This window comes from Streptomyces sp. SM10 (genome assembly GCF_002910915.1).
Lineage (GTDB): Bacteria > Actinomycetota > Actinomycetes > Streptomycetales > Streptomycetaceae > Streptomyces.
Window position 1 is genome coordinate 63,290 of sequence record NZ_NEUF01000068.1, and the last position, 16,563, is coordinate 79,852.

13 protein-coding genes and 1 pseudogene are annotated in these 16,563 nt (G+C 69.7%); 8 read left to right on the plus strand and 6 right to left on the minus strand.

Annotated features, from left to right (window positions below; all coding sequences use genetic code 11):
- The first annotated feature begins 188 nt into the window (after positions 1–188).
- A complete protein-coding gene (locus B9S57_RS09200; protein WP_258036317.1) occupies positions 189–761 on the plus strand; it encodes a DUF2243 domain-containing protein in 573 nt (190 codons plus the stop codon).
- Positions 758–1,600 carry a cytochrome c oxidase assembly protein gene (locus B9S57_RS09205; RefSeq protein WP_258036319.1) on the plus strand — a complete coding sequence of 281 codons (843 nt, stop codon included), beginning with the start codon at positions 758–760 and terminating at the stop codon, positions 1,598–1,600. The genes B9S57_RS09200 and B9S57_RS09205 overlap by 4 nt, the downstream gene beginning before the upstream one ends.
- A gap of 513 nt (positions 1,601–2,113) precedes the next feature.
- Here B9S57_RS09205 and B9S57_RS09210 read toward each other — a convergent pair.
- On the minus strand, positions 2,114–3,394 hold the full coding sequence (locus tag B9S57_RS09210) for a low temperature requirement protein A (RefSeq protein ID WP_258036320.1): 1,281 nt from the start codon (positions 3,392–3,394) through the stop codon (positions 2,114–2,116).
- Between the two features lie 87 nt (positions 3,395–3,481).
- Between B9S57_RS09210 and B9S57_RS36335 the strand changes: the two genes are divergently transcribed.
- Positions 3,482–4,579: a polyprenyl synthetase family protein gene (locus tag B9S57_RS36335; protein WP_374935926.1), complete on the plus strand. Its 1,098-nt coding sequence runs from the start codon at positions 3,482–3,484 to the stop codon at positions 4,577–4,579.
- Here B9S57_RS36335 and B9S57_RS09220 read toward each other — a convergent pair.
- The 3 genes and pseudogenes from B9S57_RS09220 to B9S57_RS09230 form a co-directional block, all read right to left on the minus strand.
- The gene (locus B9S57_RS09220) at positions 4,504–5,040 is read right to left on the minus strand and encodes an RICIN domain-containing protein (RefSeq protein WP_103515037.1); all 537 of its coding nucleotides are present in this window, start codon (positions 5,038–5,040) and stop codon (positions 4,504–4,506) included. The genes B9S57_RS36335 and B9S57_RS09220 overlap by 76 nt on opposite strands.
- Positions 5,041–5,348: 308 nt before the next feature.
- Positions 5,349–5,651: pseudogene (locus B9S57_RS09225) on the minus strand (bifunctional DNA primase/polymerase); the annotation flags it as partial.
- 424 nt (positions 5,652–6,075) lie between these two features.
- Entirely contained in the window at positions 6,076–6,384 is a 309-nt protein-coding gene (locus tag B9S57_RS09230; protein WP_103515038.1) for a hypothetical protein, read from the minus strand.
- 1,063 nt (positions 6,385–7,447) lie between these two features.
- On the opposite strand from B9S57_RS09230, the gene B9S57_RS09240 reads away from it, so the two are divergent.
- From B9S57_RS09240 to B9S57_RS09255, 4 genes are all read left to right on the plus strand, one after another.
- Entirely contained in the window at positions 7,448–9,508 is a 2,061-nt protein-coding gene (locus B9S57_RS09240) for a phosphocholine-specific phospholipase C (protein WP_103515039.1), read from the plus strand.
- A 295-nt stretch (positions 9,509–9,803) separates the two neighbouring features.
- Positions 9,804–11,252 carry a Gfo/Idh/MocA family protein gene (locus B9S57_RS09245; protein WP_103515040.1) on the plus strand — a complete coding sequence of 483 codons (1,449 nt, stop codon included), beginning with the start codon at positions 9,804–9,806 and terminating at the stop codon, positions 11,250–11,252.
- Between the two features lie 70 nt (positions 11,253–11,322).
- Positions 11,323–12,321 carry an NEW3 domain-containing protein gene (locus tag B9S57_RS09250; protein ID WP_103515041.1) on the plus strand — a complete coding sequence of 333 codons (999 nt, stop codon included), beginning with the start codon at positions 11,323–11,325 and terminating at the stop codon, positions 12,319–12,321.
- Positions 12,322–12,464: 143 nt separating this feature from the next.
- Positions 12,465–12,992 (plus strand): NUDIX hydrolase family protein, encoded by a 528-nt coding sequence (locus B9S57_RS09255; RefSeq protein WP_103515284.1) that lies wholly within the window; start codon positions 12,465–12,467, stop codon positions 12,990–12,992.
- A 42-nt stretch (positions 12,993–13,034) separates the two neighbouring features.
- On the opposite strand, the gene B9S57_RS09260 is transcribed toward B9S57_RS09255, so the two are convergent.
- Together B9S57_RS09260 and B9S57_RS09265 are read right to left on the minus strand one after the other, a co-directional pair.
- On the minus strand, positions 13,035–14,024 hold the full coding sequence (locus B9S57_RS09260) for a helix-turn-helix domain-containing protein (RefSeq protein ID WP_258036322.1): 990 nt from the start codon (positions 14,022–14,024) through the stop codon (positions 13,035–13,037).
- Between the two features lie 188 nt (positions 14,025–14,212).
- Positions 14,213–15,013 (minus strand): M23 family metallopeptidase, encoded by an 801-nt coding sequence (locus tag B9S57_RS09265; RefSeq protein ID WP_103515043.1) that lies wholly within the window; start codon positions 15,011–15,013, stop codon positions 14,213–14,215.
- A gap of 231 nt (positions 15,014–15,244) precedes the next feature.
- Between B9S57_RS09265 and B9S57_RS09270 the strand changes: the two genes are divergently transcribed.
- Positions 15,245–16,537, plus strand: coding sequence for a hypothetical protein (locus B9S57_RS09270; protein WP_258036323.1), 1,293 nt, complete (start codon positions 15,245–15,247; stop codon positions 16,535–16,537).
- The last annotated feature ends 26 nt before the right edge of the window (positions 16,538–16,563 follow it).

Sequence of the window (16,563 nt, forward strand, 5' to 3'; positions counted from 1 at the left end):
ATGTGAATTCCGACGCGCCCGGCAGCTCTGGGTGATCCAAGGCTTGATGGGCTGATCGGGCGCCTACTGGAAGTCGGTTGAGGGTCCTCCTCCACAAAGTAGGACCTGCGTGCCCGCCATGGTGGTACGGCTGATGATTGGGTACCCGCCGGGGTGTCCGGTCGCCCGTCCAGCGGAGGGTAGCGAGAATGTCGAGCAGGAAGAGTGCGGAGCGTGAGGGCGCGATGGCGGGTGAGCGGCCTCGGAGCCTCCAGCTGCCGGGGGTCATCCTCGGTGTGGGGCTCGGTGGCTTCGTGGACGGGATCCTGCTGCATCAGCTGTTGCAGTGGCACCACATGCTGACCAGCACCAATGACGACCGGATCGGGGTGAAGTACTACCCGGCCAACACCGTGTCCGGTCTGGAGATGAACACGGTGTGGGACGGGATCTTCCACGCGATCTGCTGGGTGGCGGTGCTCGCCGGTCTGGCGATTCTGTACGCGCGCGTGACGCACCACCGGCGCCGGGTGTGGACGTCTGCGGCGTTGTGGGGCTGGATCCTGGTTGGCTGGGGCCTGTTCAACCTCGTCGAGGGTGTCCTCGACCACCATATCTTGGGGATCCACCATGTCTACGCCGGTGACCAGCAGATCTGGTGGGACCTGGGCTTCCTGCTGCTGGGCGCTCTCCTGGTTACGTCGGGTTGGCTGATCCAGCGCCGGGCCGAGCCCTTCGACCCGGCAGTCGACGGGGCGGTACGGGAAGCGCGGCGCGCATGACCGGGCATCCGGCACATCACCACCAGGAGGCCGGTGGCCTGCCCGTGGATGTTCTGCTGCCGGCGGTGCTCGTCATGCTCCTGACCGGTGGATACGTGCTGCTGACGGTACGCGCGCGGCGGCGCAATGCGCAGGCCGGGTGGGGCCGGTGGCGCACCGGATGGTTCCTGGGCGGGTGCGGGCTGCTGGCGGCGGGGCTGCTGCCGCCGATCGCGCCGTGGGCGCACGGCGACTTCCGCGGCCACATGCTCCAGCACTTACTGATCGGCATGTACGCGCCGCTGGGCCTGGTGCTGGGTGCTCCCGTCACGCTGCTGCTGCGGAACCTTCCCGCCGAGCAGGGTCGGCGCCTGACCGGGCTGGTGCGGAGTCGGCCGGTGCACGTGCTGGTCAACCCGGTCACCGCGCTGACGTTGAGCGTCGGGACGCTGGGGCTGCTGTACTTCACGCCGCTGTACAACGCGATGTCGGCGAGCACGGGGCTGCACTGGCTGCTGCACGTGCACTTTCTGCTCGCCGGGTGCCTGTTCGCCTACGTCATCGCCGGCCCCGACCCGGCCCCGACCCGACCCGGTGTTCCGGTGCGGTTGGTGGTGCTGGGCGTGGCGATCGCCGCGCACGCGGTGATCGCCCAGCTCATGTACGGCGGCTTCGGCATCAACATCCATGCTCCCATCGACCAGGTCCAGGGCGGGGCTCAGATCATGTACTACGGCGGCGACGTGGCGGAGCTGCTCCTGGCCGTTGCCCTGGTGGAGACCTGGCGCCCGCAGCCCTCCGCCCGCCGGGCCCCGCGTCCGCGGCGTGGAGCGGATACCACCCGGCCCGCGGTGCTCTGACGGCCCGCTCCCGGGGCAGCCCGCGGGTGCGAGGGCGGGCCGGTCGAGCAGACGGGCGGTGTGAGCGCTAAGAATTCCTGAGTGAGCGCCAACTCACGCACCCTAAGGAAGCACCACCTACAGCACCTGACACGGCTCCGACGCCGCGCAGGAATCGGAGCCGCGGACCGCGCAGGACCCAATGCGGGGGTCCAGCTCCGTGCACGTGTCGAGGTCGAGGCAGAAGCCTCTGGACAGGGTCTCAGGCCCGGCTTGCAGGCGGCTAGGCGGCTGTCGACCTTGACCAATGCCTCGGTTCAGGAGCGCTTCCACAGGGTCACGGCAGCGGCAGGGTTCCAGCTGACGTTCGAGGTGTCTTCGGCCTGCCGACCGAAGGGACGAGCAGAGCAAGCCGACCTCCACGCTCCCCACTACGGACCGGGGAGAGCCCGGCCATTCGATGCAGCCGTGAGGGGTGGGGCCTGTTCCGACCATACTGTGCGCGTTGATGGTCCAGTGAGGATGGCGCTCTGCTTACTGCGTATCAAGTTCTTGCAGCATCTTCTGCTGATGGCGGTGTCCGATCGTCTCGTAGCCGACCACGGTGACGAACGGCGCGAGCATGACGACCAGCAGGCATACCGCAATGTCCACGCCGGCGGCGGCCAGGAGGACTGCCGTGAGCAGTACGGCGATGGTGAGGGCGACCAGAAGGATGTGGAAGCGGTCGGCCGTGGACAGCAGCAGGGTGTGCAGGAGGTAGATCATGAGCATGTAGAGGCCGACAGGCAGCGCGAGGGCGAGGACGACGGCGGTGCCGGAGATCTTGGCGTGATGTTCCATGTACAGGCCCGCGACGTGGAGCCCGGCGCCGGCTGCGGCGACGCCGATGAACAAGGGGATGTGGCCGTAGCCGAAGAGGTATCCGCGCTTGCGTCGGTGTACCAGGATGTCGCCGAACGGCGTCAGGAAGTACATCCACCACATACCGAAGGTCAGGCCCACACCAGCGATAACCACGGCGATGGCGTTCCAGGTCCAGTGAGTGCCGTCCCCGCCGCCCAGGAGATCACCGGAGGAGGCGACTGTACCGACGACCCCCTCGCCGAGGACGATGATCGCGAAGAGTCCGTACCGTTCGGCGACATGGTGCGGGTGCCAGGGCGTGCCTCCCGCGGAGCCCTGCGTCAGCACCGGCAGGACGAGTTCGAGGGCGCCTAGGATGCCGAACGCAACGAAGACGACGGCGATCGGCATGTGGACGAAGGCCACGACGATCCAGCCTGCCTGGACGATCAGCGTCCAGCGGATGTTGGCCATGCCGACATCGTGGAACGAGGGGGACTGCCGGGCGGCGCGCCACCACTGGAGCACCATCGCGATCCGCATCACGACGTAGCCGATGACCATGGCGCGTAGTTCGAGGTGACTGCCCTCCTCGACGGAGTGGAACATCGCGGGCAGGCCGAGCGAGAAGATGACAACGCCGATCATCTGCAGCATCGTCAGGGCCCGGTAGAGCCAGTCGTCGGTGGCGAAGGCGGAGGCGAACCAGCTGAAGCTGATCCAGGCGACGCTGATCGCGAACATCGCCAGCACGAATGCGATGACCGCCTGGCCGGCATGCCCTTCGGCGACCATCTCGGCGAACTGAAACGCCGCTGTGCCGACGGCGACCACGAAGGTGAGGTCGAACAAGAGCTCCAGCGGTGAGGCGGTTCGTCCGTGCTCTTCCGGGTCACGGCCGGTCATGGGGACCAGCCGTCGCGACAGTCCGAGCTTGCCGGACGTGCTGGTGGGTCGTGGTTCATTCATGTGCAGCAGTATTTCTGACGCTTCTCGTGCCCGCCCGACCGCACTGCCGGGGCAGCGGCGAGGTTGTGTACCGGCGGGCCCACCATGATGGAGCCCTGGAGGAATCCTGCCCGCCGACGACCGGGGCAGGGAGGCGCATGGTTTCGTGTGGAGCTGACGTTGGGGGGCTTTGCGGTGGGCACGGTCGATGAGGTGCTGCGCAGCGCGGGCGATGCTTGCGAGAAGCAGCTGCGAGGATGGGTCGGTTCGCTTGAGGGGCCCGCCGCTCAGGTGGCTGCCTATCAGTTCGGCTGGTCGGGGGAGGGTGCACGGCAGGGCGGTAAGTACGTGCGTGCTGCCTTGACTCTGGCGTGTACGCGTGCGGTGGGAGGTGTGGGCCGGCGGGCGGTGCCGGCGGCCGCGGCGGTGGAGATGGTGCACAACCTGTCGCTTCTCTACGACGATGTGCTGGACGGTGACACGGTGCGGCGCCACCGTGCGGCCGCGTGGCAGGTCTTCGGCCCGTCGTCCGCAGCCCGGTCCGCGGACGCGATGATGCTGACCGCGTTCGACGTGCTGTCGGAGAGCGACGGGCCGGATGGGCCTGTGGCTCGTGAGGCGTCGGCCGCCTTGGTGGACGTGCTGATCCAGCTGGCCGTCGGCGAGAGCCTGGACCTGGTCTTCGAGGGCCGGACGCAGGTGACCTTGGCGGAGTGTCTGGAGATGGTCTCGGGCAAGACGGCCTCGCTGTTCGCCTGCGCCTGCCGCCTGGGCCCTCCACCGAACTTACGGGCCCGTGCCGTGGGCTGGTGCAACAGCGGCCTCGTCGCTTCTGCGACTCAGCTACGTGGCGAAGGGGGACCGCCTCGGCTGGCGCAGGTGCTTGCCACCTCGGGACAACAATCGGGCCATCGGCCTGTGCAGCCTCAGCCCACAGCACAAAATCGGCCCACTGACTCTGTCGGTGGACCGTCCGAAACGTCGAGGTCAGGACTCACTCCCACGTGCCGTCGGCGGCCCACATCCGACAGCCGATCACCGTGCCGCTCCGCCACCAGCTTCCCGCGCAGGGCCCTGCCGCAGGGCGGGACGGAGCCCTGCGCGGAACGCAGCACCGAAGGACAACGCAATCACTGCCGGGTGAAGTGCCACATCTGCGAAGTAGTTGGAGAGTTGGGGTTGGGCAGTTCACGCAGCGGTGCGTAGTTGTCCTCCCCGAACAAGCCGGTGACAGCAACGTCCTCGTTCAGGAAGGGCGACAGAACCCACCGTGCAGGGCTCTCGTCGGTGGACCTGAGGATCCACCATTGGGACTTGTTCGTCGTGCACGCGGCCAGGTACACCGAGCCCCCCGGCTCTCCGGCCCTGGCGTCGGCGCAGTTCCCGGTTCGGGCACTCTTCCAGTGGAAGATTCCGGGACGCCCGTTCACCTGCTCGAACTGGAATGTGCGCGGGAAGGGATGGTCGTGCCGGTAGTAGACCTGAAGGAAGGTGCCGGCGTTGCCGACCGTGTCGTCAGGGACCAGGTAGTTGGTGTGGGCGTCATTGGTGATGACAACGGACCCGGAGGGGACGGGTGCGGCGGCGGGTGCGGCTTGAGCGGACCCTGTCAGGACTGCGACGGAAGAGATGGCGGCCGCGGCAGCGGCCCAGCGACGGATAGTCATACGGGCGATCTTGACGGGCCGAATTTGTGCCCAACCGTTTTTTCGCGAGATGATCACCCGATCGAGGAGAGCCAGCTATCCGGGGTGGGCCGGAGCCGCTGTCCGGCTCGGAGCTCTCCACGGCGGGTGGAGTATCGGTACTGGCCCAACCTGACAAGCAGGATGCCACCGCGGCCTGAAGAAGACATATGGACGCGCCCCGCTGAAGGGGCTTCGTCGACCCCAGAGCCGGTGGTCGCCCGGCTGCGGCCTGGTAACGCGGGCAGCACACCACGCCACCGACCGAAACGACAATCTCTACGGACGGACGGCCTCGGGCCCGGAACCGGGGACGCCTGTATGACGTGGCCTGTCCGCTGGAGCTCGGCGGCCAGCCAGGCCGGGAGCGGGGCAGGGGCCCGGACGGCTCCCAGGGGAGCGTAAACACCAGCTGTCGTACGGGCGGTGGGGGCCACGATGTATCCGCCGTGGGCCCGCACGTCGACCTGCCAGGCCAGCGCGGTCCTGGGGCTGGATCCGGTGGAGGAGCGATAGCGCACAGCGGGTTCGAAGTTGACGTACCAGATGTGCAGCCCACCGGACGGCGTGCGGACCCGCGGTGTCCTCTCGTCACACCTTCCTACCGACTCGGACACGCTTACGGCGGTGCGGGGCCCAGCCACTGTGTGTGGCACCTGACGGCCCTGTCGGGGAACGAGGAAGCCGAGCTGTCCGGCTGGGAGGCTGCCTTCAGGAAGCACCGTCGGGCGCGCGACGAGTTCCACCGCCACGCCCGTCGTAGTCCGGGAATTGCGGGTGTCGCCGTGTCGCACGACCGGATGTGGCCACCACGCCCGCGTCGGACCCCGTCATGACGGAGGCACCTCCGTGCTCCCGCAGAGTGCGGATCCTCTGGCTCAGCCGGCCGAGAACGAAGACGCACCGGCCGGCCGGCGGAGCACGAGTCCACAGAGGTGCGGCTGGTGTCGAGGCCCTGTGTCCCCTTCTCAGCGACCTGCCGGGACGAGCCGCACGCCGGGCAGCGGCGTGTGCCGTTCAGAGGTCGCTGTCGATGCCCGTGACGGCAGGAGTTCCCAGAAACGCGTCCTCTTCGGCGAAGCCCGTCTCGTTCAGTGCGGTGGCGACGAGTCCTACGGCGTTCAGTTCCGCCTCGTACCGGTCTGCGGCCTGGACCTCCAGTCGAACGGAGAAGGTGCCCTCGTCGTTGAGGGTGAGGAGATCGAGGCCCTCGCCCTCGCTCAGGTCCGTGTGCTGCGTCGCCAGCTTGCGTTCCAGGGCTGCCCGAGAGGTCTCTGCGACGTCGACGACGAAAGTACCGGGGACGGTGATGACAAAGGTGGTCATGACAGCTCCTGACGTCTGGTGCGAACGCTTCCGTCTCGTTCCGGCTTCCCACATTTTCGGGAATCACCGCAGAGCCCGCGGCCCCTCGGAACAACGCTCCGGTCGTCGGGGCCCACGCCGTGCGAGGAGTCATCGTGGCCATGGCCCGGCCCTGCGCGGAATGAATGTGCAGGACGGGGGCGGATTCTCCCGCGGTCGCCGGGGGTCCGCGGCGGGCAGGGCGTAGCCGGACGAGAGCGGCAGAGTCGACGGCTTCGTGCACGGAAGCAGTCGGGGGCTTCCTGTTCACCTACGACGAACCGTTCGGACCCGAGGTGGCAGATCGAGGTGAAGCCAGGATGACCGGTCCCGCCCGCGAGTGGAAGCTCCTCGACGGCAGTACCCTCCTCGGTACGGTGACGGTCGTGGAAGCGGACACACCCCGGCACCGAGGAAGCTTCCTCGCAGAGGCCGCCTTCAGCCAATTCGGGCCCTGGTTCGACGAGCTCAATGCCGTAGTGGAGTCCGGGGAGTTCGAACGGTTCGACGATGCGTACGGGCGCATCGAACGTGCCTGCCCCTGGTGTCACCGTCGGGGCCTGTTGCCGCGTTCCTCCTCCATGTCGACCAGGACCGGGCCCGGTTTCGCCGGGATGCCGGGCTCTGAGCACGTGAGGGCCCGCGAGGGCAGCGCCCGGCCGGCCCCCGGCCCGGTTCCCTCCTGGCCTCGCAGGAGATTGCGCCGATCCCCCGTCCCTCTCGGCCGGCAACGGCCGGTGCCACCCGCTGGACAGGGGGAGGAACACTCGCGGTCACGCCGCCGCAGGGTGTCACGGCCGTTCCGTGTGACGGGTGGTGGCGGGAACTGCCCCCTGGGCGAGCCGCGTACCTCCGGAGCCTGTTGTCCGCGGGGTGTTGCCCGTACGCTCCCACCCAGCCGCTGACGTGGGCGGGTCCGCCGCCAGGGGCATTCGTTCGCCTGCTGTAAGGCCTGGTGCCACGGCCCCGCCCCCGCCCGGTACCCCGGGACCGCTGTCCTTGGGACGCCCCCCACACCCCCCCATAACCCCAGAGGTCGTCACCCATGACAGAGCTCGACCGTCGTAGGTTCCTGCAGATCGCCGGAGGCACCGCGGCCTTCGCGATGCTGAACGAGAGCATCGCGCGGGCCGCCGCCATTCCGGCGCAGGGCAGCACAGGAACGATCCAGGACATCGAGCACATCGTCGTCCTGATGCAGGAGAATCGTTCCTTCGACCATTACTTCGGGGCGATGAAGGGCGTGCGAGGCTTCGGGGATCCGCGGCCGGTGCTCCAGGACAACGGCAAGTCCGTCTTCCATCAGTCCAACGGGTCGAAGGACATCCTGCCCTTCAACCCGCAGGTGGCGGACCTCGGGATGCGGTTCCTGGAAGGGCTGGACCACGACTGGGCCGGCGGACACGAGGCCTACAACAATGGCAAGTACGACAAATGGGTGCCTGCCAAGACGGCGACGACCATGTCGCACATGACGCGGAACGACATCCCGTTCCACTACGCGCTCGCCGACGCCTTCACCGTGTGCGACGCCTACCACTGCTCCTTCATCGGGGCCACCGACCCCAACCGCTACTACCTCTGGTCGGGGCACACCGGCAACGACGGCACGGGCGGCGGCCCGGTCCTGGGCAACCAGGAGGCCGGCTACGACTGGAAGACCTACCCCGAGCGGCTGGAGGCCGGCGGGGTCCCGTGGAAGATCTACCAGGACGTCGGCGACGGCCTGGACGCCGCCGGCTCCTGGGGCTGGATCAACGACGCCTTCCGCGGCAACTACGGCGACAACTCCCTGCTGTACTTCAACAGCTACCGCAACGCCCGGCCGGGCAGCGCCCTGTACGAGAAGGCCCGCACCGGCACCGACGTCAAGACCGGCGGCACCTACTTCGACCGGCTGCGCACGGACGTGGTCGACGGGACCCTCCCGAAGATCTCCTGGATCGCGGCCCCCGAGGCCTTCAGCGAGCACGCGAACTGGCCGACCAACTTCGGCGCCTGGTACATCTCCCAGGTCCTGGACGCGCTGACGGCGAATCCGGCCGTGTGGGCGAAGACCGCCCTGTTCATCACCTACGACGAGAACGACGGCTTCTTCGACCACGTCGTCCCGCCGTATCCCCCGGCCTCCGCCGCCCAGGGTCTGTCCACGGCAGACGTGTCGAAGGACCTGTACGCGGGTGGCGGGGGTTACGCGGCGGGAACCTACGGGCTCGGCCCACGGGTGCCGATGGTCGTGGTCTCGCCGTGGAGCAAGGGCGGCTACGTCTGCTCCGAGACCTTCGACCACACCTCGGTGATCCGCTTCATGGAGAAGCGCTTCGGGGTGCGGGAGCCCAACATCTCACCGTGGCGCCGCACCGTCTGCGGGGACCTGACCTCGGCCTTCGACTTCACGCGCGCGGACACGGCCCCCGCCGCGCTGCCCTCCACGGCCCCGTACCTGCCGCCGGACAAGAACCGCCACCCTTCCTACCACCCGACCCCGCCGGCCACCGGCCTCCTGCCGCGGCAGGAGGCCGGATCCAAGCCGACCCGCGCTCTCGGCTACGACCCGTACGTGGACGGGCGGGCCACCGTCTCCACCGGCAAGTTCACGCTGACCTTCGCGGGCGGACCCACTTTGGGCGCCCACTTCCACAGCACCTCGGGCAACCGCACGGACGGCCCCTGGCCGTACACCGTCGACGCGGGCAAGACCCTCTCGGACACCTGGAGCACCAGCAGCTCCACCGGCAACCAGATCGACCTGACGGTCTGGGGCCCGAACGGCTTCCTGCGCGCCTGGCGTGGGCCCGCGAAGAAGGTCGGCCCCGAGGTCACGGCCCGCCACGGGGCTGCCGACGGCAACCTGACCCTCAGTATGAGCAACTCGGCCGCGGCCGCCGTCCATCTGACGGTGACCAACGCCTACGGCGGCGCGGCTCAGACCTTCAAGGTCAATTCCGGTGCGAGCGTCTCGCACACCGTCGATCTGCGCGGGAGCACCCGCTGGTACGACGTCAAGGTCGTCTCCGACGCCGACGCCACCTTCCTGCGCCGATTCGCCGGTCATGTGGAGACCGGCGCTCCGGGCATCTCCGACCCGGCGATCAGTACGGTCTGACGCAGCCCTGCGTGCGCTCGGCAGCCGCCGTTCCAGGACCGGCAGGTCCACGGGACGGCGGCTGCGTGCTGTCGTGGCGTTCCGGTACCTCCTTGTGGAGCACTGGTGTGTCGGCGGAGGTACTGGTGGGCCGGATGCTCCCACGGATCGTTCCGCAACACGCCCCCGCGCGCAGCTGATTGATTGATTTTGTTCGTAACGCCGTTCCTTCGAGCATCTATTGACACACCGCTGGCGTCACGGCCAGAGTCGTCCCCGCCAGTGCCGCCGGTCACGCATCGAGGAGTGTCTCGCCATGCCCGATATCCCTGCCGTCTCGCGCCGTCTGCTACTCGGAGGAACACTGGCCACAGGAGCCGTCGCAGCCGGCCTCGGCTCGGCCACCGGCGCGGCGGCGGCCACGAGTGAGGCGCCCTCGCCGGCGGACGGGGCCGCGGCCCCGTCCCGCCGCTCCGGTCAGAAGTCGATGATCAACGTGCCGTTCGAGCCCCACAGGACCGTCCGGGTGGGCGTGATCGGGCTGGGCAACCGGGGCTCGGGCATGACCACGGGGTGGTCCGTCGTTCCCGGCGCTCTCGTCACTGCCGTCTGCGACATCCGCGCCGACCGGGCCAAGCGCTCGGCCGACGGCCTGGCGGCCGCCGGCAAGCCCCGCCCCGCGGAGTACGGCGGGTCGGAGGACGCCTACGCCAAGATGCTGCGGCGCGACGACATCGACCTCGTCTACATCGCCACGCCGTGGGAGTTCCACTACGAGCAGGGCAGGGCCGCGCTCCTCTCCGGAAAGCACGTGGTCGTCGAACTACCCATAGCGACCGAACTCCACGAGCTGTGGGACCTCGTGGACACCTCGGAGCGCACCCGCAGGAATCTGATGCTGTCGGAGAACTGCAGTTACGGCCGCAACGAGCTGGCCATGCTCAAAATGGCGCACGAAGGCCTGTTCGGCGAGGTCACGAACGGGCACGGCGGATACCTGCACGATCTGCGCGAGCTGCTCTTCTCCGACACGTACTACACCGACGCGTGGCGCAGGCGCTGGCACACCCGGAGCACCGCTTCCTTCTACGCCATGCACGGTCTGGCACCCGTCGCCGCCGCCATGGACATCAACCGCGGTGACCGCATGACGACGCTGAAGGCCACCGCCACCGCTCCGAAGGGGCTCGCCGACTACCGGGAGCGCTTCGTGCCCAAGTCGCATCCCTCCTGGCGTGAGACGTACATCAACGGCGACCTCGTGAGCTGTGCGATCGAGACGGCCAGGGGCAGGACGATCAGGGCGGAGCACGACGTGAGTTCGCCCCGCCCTTACAGCCGCATCAACTCGCTCGCCGGCAGCCGGGGCATCTTCGAGGACTACGCCGGTACGTCGGCGACGGGCGGTCGCATCTACGTCGAGCCGGATCACAGCGGCCACTCCTGGCGGGACTTCGACACCTACCTCAAGGAGTTCGACCACTGGCTGTGGAAGAAGATCGGCGACGACGCCGCGAGCAACGGCGGGCACGGCGGCATGGACTACGTCCTCCAGTGGCGCACGGTGCAGCTGATGCGCGCCGGACTGGTGCCTGACATCGACGTGTACGACTCGGCCTCCTGGTGCGCTCCGGTCCCCCTGAGTGTCATGTCTCTGAAAAAGAAGGGGCGTCCGGTCGACGTCCCGGACTTCACCCGGGGCAGCTGGGTCAACCTGCGTTCCGGCCTCGACTCGCGCAGCACGGACATGCCGCCGGTCTCCTGACCCCGTGGGCAGGCGCGGGCACGCCGGGTGCCAGGGGCATTCGGACAGTCAGTCACTCGAAGGAGCAACGATGAGATCAGCACAACGAGCGGGTGGGATCAGAACCCTGGCGGTGGCCCTCGCCACGGCGGGGGCCACCGCCCTCGTCCCCGCCCAGGCGTCGGCGGCGCCCGGGGCCCCTGCGGCGGCCACCGAGGTCACCGTCTCGCCGGTGGACCTGGACGGCCCGGCCATCTCCACCGTGAAGGTCACGGTCAGGAACACCGGCTCCCAGCGGCTCCGATCCCTCAAGGTCGCGTTCGCCGGACCGACGGGCTGGGCCGTGCAGCCGTCCGTCCAGAGCGTGGACGGGTCCCTCGCGACAGGCGGGTCGGCCGACGCGACGTTCCGGATCCAGGTGCCGGAGAGGCGCCCCGGCTTCGTCATCAGGACGTTCACGGCGATCGCGACCTACCGGGGCGGCGACGGCCGTGGCACGGCCACCGGGACCCGCACCGAACGCTCCGGGTCCCCGCAGGCGAATCTGGCGGCGGCGTACAACAACGTCGCCGTCACGGACGAGTCCGCGACCGGCCCGGGAGACTTCGACGGGGAGGGGAACAGCTTCTCCGCACAGAAGCTGGCGGCCGTGGGCCTGTCCCGGGGGGCGGCGGTCGAGGCCTTGGGCGCCCGGCTGACCTGGCCCGACGTGGCGGCCGGGACCAAGGACAACGTGGCGAGTGCCGGGCAGGCGGTGAAGCTCGCCGGCAAGGGCAGCAAGCTCGTCCTCCTGGGTTCGGGCGTCACGAGCGGCGCGACGGGAACGGCCACCGTGTACTACACGGACGGCACGGCCGGCACCGGTGTGTTCGGCTTTCCCAACTGGTCCTTCGACCCGGCCGACGCACACGGCGCGACGCTGGTGAAGTCGACGGGCGGGCGCAACCGTCCGGACGGTTACGGCAACGCCACGGTGCAGTACCGGGTCTTCGCCCACGCGATCCCGCTCGACCCGGCCAGGACCGTCGATTTCGTGGTCCTGCCCTCGAACGCCAACATCCACGTCTTCGACATCGCGATCGCACCCTGACCGTGCCGCACGACCGGGCCGGGGGCGCACACCCGCCCCGGCCCGGTCGTGGCGTCCGGCCCCGCCGGCCGACAGCGACCAGGATCCTGCGGGAGACACGGGACCTGGACACCGACGGGAAGTATGATCAAGCGATGGCTGACATGACGGAAACCACGCCCGGCTGGCTCACCACCGACGAACTGGACATGGCCAGGGCGCGGATGCCCGTCCTCTACGTCGAGGCCGTGCCCGTGCGCGTGGACGAGAGCGGTGAGGTCACCAGCATCGGGCTGCTCCTCCGTATCGGCGCCGGTGGCACCATCAGCCGCGCCCTCGTCTCCGGCCGTGTGCTGCACCACGAGCGAGTCCGCGACGCGCTGCTGCGCCATCTGGAGAAGGATCTCGGTCCGGTGGCGCTGCCCCACGTGCCGGCCTCTCTCCAGCCCTTCACCGTCGCCGAGTACTTCCCCACCGCCGGCGTCACCCCGTTCCACGACCCGCGCCAGCACGCGGTGTCCCTCGCCTACGTCGTGCCGGTGACCGGGGACTGCCGCCCGCGGCAGGACGCCCTGGACCTGGTCTGGTTCAGCCCTCAGGAGGCGGCCTCGCCCGCCGTGCAGAACGAGATGCCGGGAGGCCAGGGGGTACTCCTCAAGCAGGCTCTCGCCCATATGGGACAGGCCTACTGAGGACCTCCGGGTGGCCGGATCGCCGGCCCTCCGCGCGGCGGCTCATTCGGCAGCACCCTCCAGCAGCGCCCGGCCGAGCCCCGTGCGGTGGTGGAGCACCCGTACGCCCTGGCGCTGCGAGAGCAGCAGTCCCGCCTCGCGGAGGACGGTGGCGTGCCGGCTGGCCGTCGACGGCGCGAGGCGCAGCGCCGCGGCGATGTCCATGGTGGTCATCGGGCGCTCCAGCATCCGCAGCAGTTCGGCACGCGAGGCGCCGATGAGCTGTGCGACCGGGGCGTCCCCGCCGTGGCGGCTGCGTTCGAGCCAGCCGGGCGCGGGCGACAGGGGGTGGACGAGGACCGGTGGCAGTTCCTCGTCGACGAGGGCGAGCGGGGCGCGTACACAGAAGAAGGCCGGGACCAGTGTCAGCGTCCGGCCCCGTAGGCCCAGTTCACGCTCGACGGGGTACGGGGCGCGCAGGCTCCTGTTCCGGTAGCGCCAGCCGGGCAGATGGTCGTATCCGGTGAGCAGGCCCTCCGCGCCGTGGGTGAGGACGGCCTGGGCGCGTACGGTCCGGTCGGCCGTCGCCTGTGTGCGCATGGTTCTCAGGTAGGGCTCGACGGCCACGTGGTGATAGGCGCGCAGGGCGGTTCCCAGACGGTGCAGGGCCTGGGGGCGCCCCTCGGCGAGTGTGCGCAGGCCGGCCGGGACGGGGCCCGCGGTGTGCGCGTGCAGCCGGGCGATCTCGGCACGCAGGCGGCGCCGGGGTGTGGAGAGCATCCGGTCGAGCCCGGTCTCCAGGTCCGTGTCCCCCCGGCCGGGTGTCAGGAAATCGGGGAAGTAGGAGCCGTCCGGGCAGAGTCGTGTGAGGGCGCGGGTCACGGGGACGAGGCCGGATCGCCGCAGTGCCGCACCCACTTCCCTGCGCCATGCTCCGAACGCGAGCGGTGCTTGGCGGTTCTGGAGGAGGTGCAGGCTGAGCGCGGTCTCCCAGAGCGGGTCCACGCCTGGTGCGACGCGCAGGCGGGCCAGCTCCTGGCTCGTGAATTCCACCCGTAGCACAGCGCACCCCCGGTGGTGACGGGCGCTCGGTGACGCCCGTCCAGCGGCACTCTACGCGCATCACGAGTGTGACGCATGCATGTCATTCACTTGTGCGGGCCGGTGCGCGTTCGGCCGGAATCCACGGCGGCCCGACCGGATTTCACCCCCGGCCGGGCCGCTGCGCACCACTGTCAGGTTCAGCAGAGCGGTACGCCGGGCAGCTTCGCGTCCGGATGGTCGATGTAGATGTTGCTGATGAAGCCGTTCTGGTCGCGCAGCTTGCTCCACCAGTTGTTGCTGTACCCCTCGGCGTTGACGGTGTCCCCCTGCTTCTGGCACAGCACGCGCACCGCGGTCGGCCCGGCGAGGGTGGTGACGACTGGCGCGCTGACGCGGGCGTCGGCACGGACGTTCACGCCGCTGCCCCAGGTGCTGAACGGGACGCCGCTGCCACCGCAGCCGTTGTCACTGGTGAGGTAGGCCTGGTTGTAGCTGCCGGGGTAGGAGAGGCCGACGCCGTTGATCACTATGTTCTGGCCCACGCCGTTGAGCAGTTGCTCGTAGTGGATGTGCGCCCCGGAGGAGTTGCCGGTGCTGCCGGTGACGCCGATCTGCTGTCCCTGGGCGACGTACGCGCCGCTCGCCACGGAGTAGGCGGAGAGGTGGAAGTAGTACGTCGTCCACCCGCCGCCGTGGTCGATGGCGATGTAGTTGCCGGCACCGCTGGGCTGTGAGTACCGGGTGGCCGTGCCGGCAGCGGAGGCGAGCACCGGAGTGCCTGCCGTCGCACCGCCGTCGGAGCGCACGAAGTCCAGCGCCCGGCGGACTTCGGCCGAGTGGTGGCTGTATGTCCATCGCTGGCCGCAGGGGTAGGGCGCCTTGAAGACGGGCGCGGCCGTCGCACCGGCCTCCCCGGCCTGTGCCGGGGCGACGGACAGCCCGGCCAGGGCCATCAGGGCCGCGACGAACAGGGCGGGGAGACGTCTGAGGATCCTCACGAATGCTCCTAGGTGGGGGAGGCGGCCCGGACTGAGCCGGGCCGAGGCGCGGTGAGACGTCGGGAACGTAGCTGGGGCCCGTACCGCTGACAAGCGTGCGCCGGTCTCCTTCGACCAGGAACGAATTCCTTGCGCCTCGCGCCCGGCTCCCTCCACCGTGGCGTCCACGTGCCACAGCGTCACCGGGCCGCCCGGCCCGGTGCGTCCGTGCCCCGAAGGAGCCCCACCTCCATGCCTTCGCGTTCCGCCCGCCGTCCGTCCTTCCTCGGCATCGCTCTCGCGGCCGTCGGGCTGCTGCTCGCGCCGGCCGTTCCCGCGGTGGCCGCACCGGTCGTGACCGCCCCGCCCGCCACTCACGACGGCCTGTCCGCCGCCTCGTCGGTGGCCCACTCCGGGTCAGGAGGTGCACCGGCCGGAACGGAGAACCGCAGCGCCGCGGACATCCCCGCCGACGTGACAGCGGGCGTAGCCGTGTTCGACCGGGTCACCGGCCGCCTCACCGAATCGCTCCAGGCGGACCGAGCCTTCCGTTCCGCGTCCGTGGTCAAGCTGCTGCTCGCACTGGACTTCCTGTGGGACCGGGGCCCGGACCACGACCTGCCGCAGGCGGACCGGGAGCGGATCGGGGTGATGCTCAGCAGCAGCGACGACGCCGCCGCGAACCACTACTGGTCCACGGGTGGCGGCAGCGCCGTGGTCTCCCGCATGGTGCCTCGTCTGGGCCTCACCGGTACGGCGCCGCCCCCGTCCGGCTACCCCGGTTACTGGGGATACACGGCGACCACCGCCGCGGACACGGTCCGCGTCTACCGCTACCTCCTCGACGAGGCGCCTGCGCCGGTCCGGGACCTCGTCATGGGCGCTCTGCACCGGTCCACGCGCTGCGCCACGGACGGCTTCGACCAGGGGTTCGGGCTGCCTTCCGCCTTCGACGGGCCGGGTGCCGTCAAGCAGGGCTGGTCGGGCTTCACCTCCGGGGGCTGTGTCGCCTCCGGTACACCGGGAACGGCGCGCGGCGCCGCGCCCGACTCCGGTTCGGCTCCGACTCCGGCTCCGGCTTCGGCTTCGGCTTCGGCTTCGGCCGGGGTCTCGGCGCCCGCGGTGGATCTGACGTCCGAGGCACTGCACACCACCGGAACCGTGGGTCCTGACGACCGCTCGGTGGTCGCCGTCCTGACCTTGCACCCCGACGGCACGCCCTACGGAACCGCCTACAGCAAGGTCACCGCCCTCGCCGGTTCGCTGAACGTGCCCGGAGCCGTCCGCCCCTCCGGCACCCGGTTCACCACCTGGGGCAGTGGCGTCCGTGTCCGGGCGTCCGCGACCACGTCCTCCGCCGCTCTGACCACGCTGCCCGCCGGAGTGGACGTCCTCGTCGGATGCCAGCAGCAGGGCGGACAGGTGTCGGTCCCGCCGTACGTCAACGACTGGTGGGCGTATCTGCCCCAGTACGGCGGCTGGATCACCAACATCTACCTCTCCTCCCCCGGCGACACGCTCCCTGGCGTGTCCCGCTGTTCGTGAGCCCTTCCCCGCCCCCACCGAGAAGG